We start from the raw sequence: 8,594 nt of genomic DNA, 5'->3' as shown, positions 1-8,594 counted from the left end.
TTGAATTTTTATATTTTAAAAACTATAATAATATTATATTAATTTATATTAAATTTTATTCTTTTTTATCATTTTGGATTTATTTCAAAATCTGCAATCTTTGTTCAGACACTGAATCAATGTCTGCCAGCAGACATTTTGCGTTTTGAGTTTTGAACTTAGTCAATCATTAAATTTTCAAATAATAAATAAAAAATAGTTTAAAAATTGAAAATTAAGTCATTGATTGTAAATTGAAAATTTTGTTAACGCGGGTATGGTTTAGTGGCAAAACGCGACCTTCCCAAGGTTGAGTCACGGGTTCAATTCCCGTTACCCGCTCAAATAATTATAGCCGATCTAGCTCAACGGTAGAGCAACGGTATCGTAAACCGTAGGTTGTGGGTTCAAATCCCACGGTCGGCTCCAAAACACGCAAACATTAACGAACGAGTTTCCAAATCCTTGTTCTTTCTTTCTCTTTTCTAATGACTGATTCAAGATTGCGCGCTTTTATTAAAATATGGCGCGCCTTTATTGTTTCATTGTTAATCTCATCAACTCTGATAATATGAAAACCATATTTAGTTTTGACTATATCGCTTATCTCTCCGACTGATAAACCAAAAGCAACTTCATCAAATTCTTTAACCATTACTCCTCTGCTAAACGATCCTAAATATCCTCCTTTATCTGCTGTTAATAAATCTTCGCTACGAAATTTGGCTGTTTCAATAAATTTTTTTTGCGAATTATCATCTTTCAAGGATAATAAAATTTCATCAGCTAACTGTTTTTTTTCTTTATTAAACTCATCAGACCAAATAATATAATTGTTAACTTTGTCAGCCAGCAAAACAGGCTTAATCAATCTGTCTTTAAAATCATTAATATCCCATAAATACAAATTATTAATAATTTTTTCAAATTCTTTTTTGGATCCAGCGTCATTAATATATCCCGCTAAATTATTTTCTAATTCTTCATCTGTTATTAAAATCCCTTGCTTCTCCGCCATATTTTCTATGATTTTGTTCGTAATCAACCTGTCTAAAAGATCATTAATAATTTTTTCCTTATCAAAATTATCAACTTTATTTTTTTCAAAATTATTCAGAACAGTATCTATATCTTTTTTATAATCCTTGAATAAAATAAAATCATTTCCAACAACAACCGCTGGATATGGAATAAATTTTAATAAAAAATTAGAAAAAAAGTTATCCCAATTATAACGACAGATTCCAAGCCCAAAAACACCCAGCAATAAAATAACAAATATTAAAATTCCAAAAACAAGTTTTAGCAACTTATTTTTTATTGTTCGTCTTTTTCCTGTTTTAGGCGATTCAACATTTTTATTTTTTATTTTTGGAATAATTATTTTATGATTGTCTTGCTCTATTTTTCTATTGCTAACCTGCTTGCTATTGCTTGATTTTTTTTCTTGGCTTTTGTTATTTTTTTTACGCCAGAAAAAAAGTTTTGGCTTATTTTTTGGCTTTTTGCTGTTTTTTTTCAAAGCGCTGCCTCCTATTTCTTCCAAAACAAACTTTTTTAATCTGTGCAAATCTTCCTCAGAGTCTTTTTCCTCGTTATTATTTGTAATAAAATCAAAACTGCCAGCGCCACTAACAGGCGCGTCTTCTGATTTTGGGAAATTGTCTTCTATTCTATCTTTATTTTCAATTAAATCATCTTGTTTCATATAAATTATTTTATAAAATTTATTTTATTTTTCTATCTTTAAAAAATAATCTATCCACAATTTAGGCAAAAAAATATTTTCTTTACTTCCAATATTTTTTTCTAAAATTTCGCTATCTTGTTCGTTGTTATAATTATTATTTTCAGTAACAGCTATTACTTTTTCGTCCTCTTTTTTTAACCCTAATTTTTCGCGAGCTTCTTTTTCCACGAAAGAACTGCTGTTAAAATATTCTATTAATCTGCTAAATTCTTGATTATCTTTTTCCAAATCCTCTATTTCTTTTTTTAATGATTCTAAATTTTGGTTAGTCGCCCTGTTTTCATTATATCCTTTTAAAAAAATCCAGACCAAAAATAAAATTAGAATGGTTGATAAGATAAAAAACAGTTTTGAAAAAAATAATCTGCTTAAAATATTTTTCTTTTTTACCATAAAATATTAATTAAAACCCGACTAATTCAATTTCTTCTTCCAATTGAACATTATAACGATTGCGAACCTTTTGTTTTATTAAACTAATAAGAATGATAACATCTTTTGCCGTAGCGTTTCCCACATTTAAAATAAAATTCGCGTTTTTATCGCCAACAACAGCGTTTCCTATTTTTTTGCCTTTCAAATCCAATCTGTCTATTAAGTATCCCGCTGGAATTTTGCCAAAACTTTTTTTGCCCGTATCTTTTTCAAATTCCTTTATAATTTTTTTGTTTTTAATAATCGGATTTTTAAAAACACATCCAGCAGTCGGATATTGCGGAGTGGAAATTTTATGCCTTTTTTCTAAAATGTATTTAATCTTTTCTTTTATAGCTTTTTTATCGCCTTTTTCTAATTTTAATTCAACAGACAAAATAACATATTTCTTATTTTTTTTGAACACGCTGTTGCGATAGGAAAAATCCAACTTATCTTTTCGCAAAATTTTTTTTTCATTATTATATAATATAATAACTTTTTCAACAATATCAGCCATCTGCCCGTCGAATGCCCCTGCGTTTCCTCTAACAGCTCCACCAATAGTGCCTGGAATTCCAGCTGTCCATTCCATCCCTGTTAAACAAGCGTTAACTGACGCTTCAGTTAACATGTTTAATTTAACGCCAGCTCCAGCAATTATTTTATTTTTTAAAATTTTAAAATCGCAAGGAGATATTCCATTTTTCTTTTTAATGACAAGTCCTTCAAAACCTTGATCAGAAACAAGAATATTACTGCCGTTACCTAAAATAAAATAAGGAATACCTAATCTGCTTGCTAATTTAATTGCTTTAATAAAATCGCTATATTCTTTGGCAATATAAAAATAACGCGCCGGACCTCCAATTTTAAAAGTAGTGTAACCAGCTAAAACCTCATTTTCTTTTAAATTCCCCGCAAGTTCTTTTTTTAATTTTTTAAATATGGAAAAAGGCATTGCTATTCAATACTTTACATAATATAATATAATTAATCTTAACATTATTTTTAACCATTTACAATATGCGAAAGATTAATCTGCAAAAATATATTGCTTCCTGCGGAATCTGTTCCCGCAGAAAAGCAGAACAATTAATAATTAATCAAAAAATTAAAATAAATGAAAAAATCGCTAAAGTTACTGACAGAGTGAATGAAGGCGATGTTGTTAAATTCAGCAATAAAATTATTAAACCTGAAAAAAATAAAATTTATATTGTCTTGAACAAACCAACTGGATATACCTGTACGGCTAAAACATTCAAAAATGAAAAAAATATTTTTTCTTTAATCAATATTAAAGAAAGACTATTTACTATCGGCAGATTAGATAAAGAAAGTTCAGGCCTGTTAATTTTGACAAATGATGGAAATTTGGCGCTAAAATTGTCCCATCCGCGATATAAGCACGAAAAAAAATATGAAATCACGGTTGATCAAAAAATAAAAAAAGAGCAGATAAGCAGACTACTTTCAGGGGTTTTAATCAAAAATGAAAATGATGAATACTTAGCCAAAACAAAAAAAGCAGAAAAAATCACGGATAACAAAATATTAATAACAATAACAGAGGGCAAAAAACGCCAAATTCGCTATATGATGGAAGCTGTTGGGCTAAAAACAATCTCATTAAAAAGAATAAAGATTTCAGGACTTTCTTTGGGCGATCTTGCTTTGGGAAAAACACGGCATCTTACTAAAAAAGAAATAGAAGATCTTTTATAATTTTAAATTCGCGCTGGCTTTAAGTCTTTTCCAATTATCAAAAGCCTTTTTTCTTTGTAATTTACTCATATTTTGCCAGCGATAATATCCGGCAACAGCGATCATAACGGAGTTATCTGTTGAATATTTAATGTCTGGCATTATATATTTAACACCATGCAAGCTTTTTTTAACAGTTTCATTAAGCTGTTTTCGTAATTCCTTATTCGCGCTAACGCCTCCAGCCAGCATAATTATTTTAGGATTATATTTTCGCGCGGCTTTAATTGTTTTAGAGATTAAAACATCAATGGCTGATTGCTGAAATTCATATGATATTGATTGTATGAATTTTTCATTCTTAAGTAATTTTTTATTTTTTTGGACTGTGTATAAAACAGCTGTTTTAAGGCCTGAAAAAGAAAAATTAAAATCTTTGGAATTTATCATTGGACGCGGAAACTTGATTTGGAATTTGCCAGCTAGATGCTTAAGCCCGATATTCATCCGCCTTTGGAGGAGTCCAGCCTTTGGCTGAGAATTTGGAATTTCAGATTTCCATTTCGCAGCAAACTGCGAAATAGCTGGTCCTCCAGGGTAGCCAAGACCTAAAATTCTCGCTGTTTTGTCAAATGCTTCTCCAACAGCGTCATCCAATGTCTCGCCTATTATTTTATAATTCAAATGTTTTTTCATTAAAACTAATTGAGTATGCCCGCCAGAAACAACAAGGCATAGAATCGGGAATTGGGAATTGGAAATCTGCCTACCGACAGGCAGGTTGAAAATTGCGCTAATTTTATTTTTAATAAAATTAGCATAAATGTGCCCTTCAATATGATGAATCCCAACCAATGGCTTTTGCCATAAATAAGAAAAAATTTTTGCTGTTTGCGTTCCAATTAATAAAGCTGGAATTAAGCCAGGTCCTCGCGTAACAGTTATTAAATCAATTTGTTTTGGCAAAATTTTTGCTTTTTTAAAAGCATTGTCAACGCAAGGAATTATATTTTCTAAATGTAATCTTGCCGATAAATTAGGCACCACTCCGCCGAATTTCGCGTGATCTTTAATTTGCGATAATACAACATTGGCTAAAACACGAAAATTATAATTTTTGTTTTTTTTTGCTTTTACAATAGCTATTGCTGTTTCATCACAGCTTGTTTCAATGGAAAAAATTAACATAATAAATAGCTGGTTTCCAAATAAAAAAAGGATATTTCATTTGTAATTGTTTAATATCCAATTCAAACACTGACCAAAAAATTTTCAATTTTTAATTTTCAATTTTCAATAAATTTTCAATGATTCAATTTTCAAACAACCTTTTTGTTTAAAAAATTAAATCATTAAATAATTAAAAATCCAATAATAATTAAAAAAAATATTATTAAAATAATCCAGATAGGAGTAAAACCTTTTAAATTTGAAAATAAATTGTTTTTATTTTTAAATTTTTTAAGCCTAATATTTTTTTAGCCATAAAATTATTTATAAAATTATTAATGATTTTTTATTTATAAATTGATTTTAATTTTTTTTAGTATTCAATTTGCTGAACCAGGCGGCGGTCCAGCTGGCATATGAGAATTTTTTTTAGTTGGATCATACCCCATTCTTATTTCCTCGCCGTCTAAATAGCCGTCTCCGTCAGTGTCGGGATTCAAAGGATCTGTTTTAAAAAACTTGCCTCCGTCAGCCCCGTCAATTATACCGTCGCCATCAGTATCTATATTTAACGGATCAGTGCCTAATTTTATTTCTTCACTGTCAACTAAACCATCGCCATCAGTGTCAACACAATAAGGATCAATGCCGAGTTTAATTTCATCTTCATCAGATATTCCGTCTAAATCAGAATCTTTTATCAAAGGATCATAATTTTTGATTATTCCTTTGGCTAAAGGAGCATTAATTTTTTTTACTTCCTCACCGTCTAAATAGCCGTCTCCGTCAGTGTCGGGATTTAATATGTCAGTGCCTAATTTTATTTCTTCACTGTCAACTAAACCATCATTATCAGAATCAATATTATTTAAATCAATTTTATCAGAATTAATATTATTATTTTTGATATCACTAATAACATAACGCATATTGTTAATTAAAGCGAATTTTAAAACTATTGCTAAAATAATTATTATTAAAACAGCCCCTAATATTATACAAAATTTTTTTGCCATAAATTAAATTTTATTAAAAATGTATCAATAAATTATCAACAGTCGGGCTTTCATCATTACTAGAAGATTTCATATCAACTTGAATCTGCAGCCATCTACGACCGGCAAAATCAGATATATCAATTGGGGAATCATTATCATAATTAGACCATTCAGATAAATTAAGATTCGATTCAATATCAGCGCTTCTCACTCTTATACGCGCGCTGCTATCGCCTGGCTCTATTTCATCCCAGCTGATCATTCTCCAATGTGGATCAATAATATGGCTGTCAACATTTACTGTCCAGCTCCCTCCCCAAGTTATTGTGCGCAACATATAGCCTGCCATATCTGAATAAGTGTATGGTTCTAAGCCGACATTAACGCGAGCGACAACATGACCGTCAGAAGGATCTAATTTGCAAGCGCTATGTGTGCTAAAATTAATTACCCATATATAACTATCAGCTGTAGCAGTAATACCTATTGGATAAGCGCCTAAAGTAACATTGCAGTCCAAAGCAGAATCAGAGCAAACGCTAAAAAGAACATTGCCGTTATTATCTAATTTAGTTACTCTGTCATCAGAAGAATGGGTTACCCAAATATTATTGTCTTTATCAACAGCAATAGCTCTACAATTCATGCCTAAATTAATTGTTCTTACCGTACCCCCAGACTGATCGACTTGAATTACTGTTCCTTCCACCCAATTGGCCGCCCAAATATAATTATTTTTATCAACAGCAATGCCATAAAGATGAGTGCCTTTATAATAATTATTAACAATGTTATTATAAGTTCTAATTTTACTTAAAGTCCTATATGCGCCAACTCCGCTATTAACCCAAATATTACTTAAACCATCAATAACAGCTCCATAACCGCCGCTGCCTACTTTACGAATTTCTAAAATATCGCAGGTATCATGATCCAACTTTAAAACAATACCTTCTGGATTGGAATGATTAGCAATCCAAATATTTCCATCAATATCAATCGCTACTCCGCGAGGCCCTTCTCTGACGGGACACGTTTTAATTAAATTACCGTTTGTATCCAGATGGCTGACATTATCTGAATTCCTGTTAGCCACCCAAACATCGCCATTAATAGCAACTGCTGTCCGTGATGGATTGTCTCCTACTACAAAAGGTCCTGCTACCGCGTTTGTAACCGTATCAATCCTGTAAACCGAGTCGCTACCTGAACTGGCTACCCAAATATATGGAGTGGAAACAGGTCTTACCTCAAGCAAATTTTGATTTGGAATAAGATTTATCCCGTCTCCGCCATTAAAATCTAAATTATCGTCAAAAATACAAATATCGCCTTCATCAATAAGCCCGTCGTGATCATCGTCAATTCCATTGCAAACTTCTTGGGTGGCAGGATCGCAACATTCGTCATTTATGCATAGCTCAGGCAAAACACAAATTCCGCAAACTCCTCCACAGCCGTTATCTCCACATTCTTTATCTACGCAATCTAGTTTGCAACACGCATTATCATACCATAAAAAACCATCATTGCACACAAAACAAAATAAAGAACGGTCGCAACAAGTAAAAACAGGATTCGCGTATCCATCATTCACTACACTGTTTCTATCTCTGCACCCTGGATAATTTATTCCAATAGGGCAATCAGCTTCACAATCATAAACACATTGCAAAGCATCAGGATCCCAAAAATAATAATTATATTCATCGCAGGCATAACAAGCTTCTCCTGCGTTGCAGCATTTTCCCAAAGCCATTACTGAATTTGCTGGAGGCAAATTTGTGTCATAACATCCTAAGCCAGGACAATTTTCAACGCAAACGCAAGCGCCGTCAACGCAAACATCATTTGTTAAAGAACAATCTTGACTATCGCACCATTCATTGCAAGCGTCAAAATCGCATTCTCCGCAAGATTGCGTCCAATCATTATTGCCGCATCTGTCTGGGTCGCCTATATCGCAAACATCCACGCAACTTTGAACGCATATAAAATTAGAATCACAAGTAGTTCCAGGCGCGCATACTCCGCAATTTCCTCCACAACCATCATCACCGCATTGTTTGCCGGCGCAATTAGGAACGCAACACATGCCTTCAACGCATTTTTCAGGCAAAACACAAGTCCCGCAGTTAATTTCTTGTCCGCAATTGTCAGCGTATATTCCACAATTATAGCCAATATTTCCCATATTAACGCAAGATAAAGGCGGGCAGCAATTAATGCCAGGGGAAGGAAGTTGGGCGTAGACAAAAAAATCAGAACAAACATCGTCAACAATGCTTGTGTCTAAATTATCAAAATCATAAATAATATTAGTATCTTCAATTGTTTCTAAATTAAGAGAAACTTCAGCAACCGCGTTGATCTTCATGCAATATTCTCCTGTGGCAATATCAGGGCAGTCTGAATTTTTATTGCATGTGATTACAGGATCTGTGTTGCAATGCAAACTGCATATTCCTTCTGCTTCATAAAGATAAACAAAAGAGCCCACAGGGCAAGCAAAACTTTTTGACACTTCATTCCAGCAAGTATCAGGATGAAATCCCGGAGCAAACGAGCAATCATTA

General features: G+C 32.2%; 7 protein-coding genes and 2 tRNA genes. 3 read left to right on the top strand and 6 right to left on the bottom strand.

The window, feature by feature from the left end; genetic code table 11:
* The first annotated feature begins 250 nt into the window (after positions 1-250).
* Positions 251-321: transfer RNA gene (locus U9O55_01595), tRNA-Gly, on the top strand.
* Positions 322-333: 12 nt separating this feature from the next.
* A tRNA-Thr gene (locus U9O55_01590) sits at positions 334-408 on the top strand.
* 13 nt (positions 409-421) lie between these two features.
* Here the strand turns inward: U9O55_01590 and U9O55_01585 are convergent.
* From U9O55_01585 to murB, 3 genes are read right to left on the bottom strand one after another with little or no spacing between them, the layout of a single operon-like run.
* On the bottom strand, positions 422-1,687 hold the full coding sequence (locus U9O55_01585) for a peptidylprolyl isomerase (GenBank protein ID MEA2088518.1): 1,266 nt from the start codon (positions 1,685-1,687) through the stop codon (positions 422-424).
* Positions 1,688-1,711: 24 nt separating this feature from the next.
* Complete coding sequence (locus tag U9O55_01580; GenBank protein MEA2088517.1) at positions 1,712-2,122, bottom strand: septum formation initiator family protein; 411 nt, start codon at positions 2,120-2,122, stop codon at positions 1,712-1,714.
* 10 nt (positions 2,123-2,132) lie between these two features.
* Positions 2,133-3,104, bottom strand: coding sequence for a UDP-N-acetylmuramate dehydrogenase (gene murB, locus U9O55_01575; GenBank protein MEA2088516.1), 972 nt, complete (start codon positions 3,102-3,104; stop codon positions 2,133-2,135).
* Positions 3,105-3,169: 65 nt separating this feature from the next.
* Between murB and U9O55_01570 the strand changes: the two genes are divergently transcribed.
* Positions 3,170-3,871 (top strand): pseudouridine synthase, encoded by a 702-nt coding sequence (locus U9O55_01570; GenBank protein MEA2088515.1) that lies wholly within the window; start codon positions 3,170-3,172, stop codon positions 3,869-3,871.
* Here U9O55_01570 and tsaD read toward each other — a convergent pair.
* The 3 genes from tsaD to U9O55_01555 form a co-directional block, all read right to left on the bottom strand.
* Positions 3,866-5,038, bottom strand: coding sequence for a tRNA (adenosine(37)-N6)-threonylcarbamoyltransferase complex transferase subunit TsaD (gene tsaD, locus U9O55_01565; GenBank protein ID MEA2088514.1), 1,173 nt, complete (start codon positions 5,036-5,038; stop codon positions 3,866-3,868). The two genes, U9O55_01570 and tsaD, sit on opposite strands and share 6 nt — an antisense overlap.
* Before the next feature lie 362 nt (positions 5,039-5,400).
* A complete protein-coding gene (locus tag U9O55_01560) occupies positions 5,401-6,036 on the bottom strand; it encodes a hypothetical protein (protein ID MEA2088513.1) in 636 nt (211 codons plus the stop codon).
* Between the two features lie 13 nt (positions 6,037-6,049).
* Positions 6,050-8,594, bottom strand: a 2,545-nt coding sequence (locus tag U9O55_01555; protein ID MEA2088512.1) for a hypothetical protein, incomplete at its 5' end; no start/stop codon positions are given.

Source organism: Patescibacteria group bacterium (assembly GCA_034660655.1).
Taxonomy (GTDB): Bacteria; Patescibacteriota; Patescibacteriia; order JAACEG01; family JAACEG01; genus JAACEG01.
This window is presented reverse-complemented; position numbering and strand designations above follow the sequence as displayed.

What these genes read in the sequence shown, in the direction of transcription:
- U9O55_01580 (MEA2088517.1), bottom strand. Translation starts at nt 2,122, where the DNA reads ATGGTAAAAAAGAAAAATATTTTAAGCAGATTATTTTTTTCAAAACTG.
- U9O55_01570 (MEA2088515.1), top strand. Translation starts at nt 3,170, where the DNA reads ATGCGAAAGATTAATCTGCAAAAATATATTGCTTCCTGCGGAATCTGT.
- U9O55_01560 (MEA2088513.1), bottom strand. Translation starts at nt 6,036, where the DNA reads ATGGCAAAAAAATTTTGTATAATATTAGGGGCTGTTTTAATAATAATT.
- murB (MEA2088516.1), bottom strand. Translation starts at nt 3,104, where the DNA reads ATGCCTTTTTCCATATTTAAAAAATTAAAAAAAGAACTTGCGGGGAAT.
- tsaD (MEA2088514.1), bottom strand. Translation starts at nt 5,038, where the DNA reads ATGTTAATTTTTTCCATTGAAACAAGCTGTGATGAAACAGCAATAGCT.
- U9O55_01585 (MEA2088518.1), bottom strand. Translation starts at nt 1,687, where the DNA reads ATGAAACAAGATGATTTAATTGAAAATAAAGATAGAATAGAAGACAAT.